The organism is Romboutsia sp. (assembly GCF_035470145.1).
Classification (GTDB): domain Bacteria; phylum Bacillota; class Clostridia; order Peptostreptococcales; family Peptostreptococcaceae; genus Romboutsia_D.
Genome location: NZ_DATIRC010000427.1, coordinates 1 through 2,221, shown reverse-complemented (window position 1 = coordinate 2,221; position 2,221 = coordinate 1). Strand labels below are relative to the sequence as shown.

The window sequence follows — 2,221 nt, the reverse complement described above, 5'->3', positions numbered from 1 at the left end:
TCCACTTCATTGTTTTCATTTTTTATTTCTTCAATAACTTTATTTACTACATGTAAATCTTCCTTAGAAGTTGTGAATGATACATTAACTTTTTCATTTAAAGGAGATGTTTGACTTATCATGTCTACATTAACATTTTCTCTTGCCAACTTTTCAAATATTGTAGCTATATTGTCCAATTTAAATAATATGTTATTTACTGTAATCATAAGTACATCATCACTAACACTTAATCCTGTTATAACTTTTTCTTCCATACTCTTATCATACTCCTTTATATAAGTTCCTTTTATATCTTTACTACTTGATGCTACATATATAGGTACATTGTATTTACACCCTATTTCAACAGCTCTAGTCTCCATAACTCCTGATCCCAAACTAGACATCTCCATCATTTCTTCATAACTTATAACATTTAACTTCTTCGCATCAGAATATAATCTTGGATCTACAGAATATATTCCTTCTACATCGGTATATATACTACAATCACATTCAAGTTTAGCTGCTAATGCAACTGCAGTAGTATCAGAACCACCTCTTCCTAGTGTAGTTATATCACCATTTTCATTAATTCCTTGAAAACCAGCTACAACTACTATCTTACCTTCCCCTAAATAAGTTCTTATTTTTTCAATATCTATATCTGAAATCTTATTTTTAGTATAAGGTCCTTGCGTTTTTATTCCCGCTTGAAATCCTGTAAGCGCTATAGAATCATATCCATATTCTTGGAATGCCATGGATAATAACGATATAGATATTTGTTCTCCAGTTGATAAAAGCATATCTAAATCTCTTTTACTTGGATTAGTTGATATTTCTCTTGATAAATTAACTAAATCATCCGTAGTTTTTCCCATTGCAGATACTACTACAACTATGTCATTTCCCTTTTCTTTTTCTGCTATTACTCTTTTAGCAACAGCTTTTATCTTTCCCACACTTCCTACAGAAGTTCCTCCATATTTTTGAACTATAATTCTCATTTTATCTCCTCCTTTGTATAAACTTTTATTTTATTTACATAATTGTAGTTTGATTTTAAATTTGGTTGAATGTAGCTACAAAAATACCCCTTAAGCATTACACTTAAGGGGTATTGAAAATGGATATATATACAAATATACCATTATCTATTCCTCAAATGTAGCTCAACACAAATTAAATTTGTGACAGTTATGCATATATTCTATGCATCCCCAGGTATATAACCTTAAAGCATCAGTTATATCCTTCGGCGATAATTCCTTTTCCAATAATTCTTCGTGCTTAACTCCTTATTGGTACTAATAAGTATCGCGACCTCTACAATTTATATTTTTTTATTTAATGTTTTTTATAATTCTAATTTCAAAAGATCTTCATAGCCTTCTCTTTTACATATTAATTTACTTTCCCCATTTTGCACCGATACTACTGCTGGTTTGGTTATTTTATTATAGTTTGATGCCATTGAATACCCATATGCACCTGTAGATGCTATTATAACTATATCTCCAGTTTCTATATCCATAACATTAGCATCAGTTATAAGTATATCTCCACTTTCACAGCATTTTCCTGCTATTGTTACTTGATTTTTCTTGTCTTTTCCCATCTTGTTAGCAATTGCACATTCATATCCTGCTTGATATAGAGAAGGTCTTATGTTATCTGTCATTCCACCATCTACACTTACATAAGTTCTTACATTTTTTATGTCCTTTATAGAACCTACTGTATATATTGTACTTCCTCCATTGGCAACTATTGATCTTCCTGGTTCTATTATTAAAGTAGGAACTTCTATACCTATTTCTTTGCAGACCTGCTCTGATTTTCCTATTATTTCTTCACAAAACTCTTTTATTGTTCTTGGTTCATCTTCTTCTGTATAATAAACCCCTACGCCTCCACCTAAATCTACTTCTTTTATATCTATACCATGTATATCTCTAATTTCTTTTACTAAATTCATCATTATTTTTACTTCATCTAAATATGGTTCTACCTCAAATATTTGAGAACCTATATGAGCATGAATTCCTACCAATTCTATATTCTTGTAATTTTTTAGATTTTCAAGTGCATTATGCAAGTCTCCATTTGATAATGTAAATCCAAATTTAGAATCAATTTGTCCTGTCTGTATATAGTTATGAGTATGTGCCTCTATCCCAGGTGTTATTCTAAAATACACTGCTTGCTTTTTATTTTTTTGTTCACAAATTCTTTC

At 30.1% G+C, this 2,221-nt stretch carries 2 protein-coding genes and 1 riboswitch; both genes read right to left on the bottom strand.

Features of this window, described 5'->3' with window-relative positions:
- Positions 1-992: aspartate kinase (locus VLM92_RS16780; RefSeq protein ID WP_325277467.1), on the bottom strand; the 992-nt coding region annotated here is incomplete at its 3' end.
- A gap of 153 nt (positions 993-1,145) precedes the next feature.
- Positions 1,146-1,322, bottom strand: a riboswitch (Lysine riboswitch).
- Positions 1,323-1,342: 20 nt separating this feature from the next.
- On the bottom strand, positions 1,343-2,221 hold an 879-nt coding region (lysA, locus tag VLM92_RS16775; protein WP_325277466.1), incomplete at its 5' end, for a diaminopimelate decarboxylase.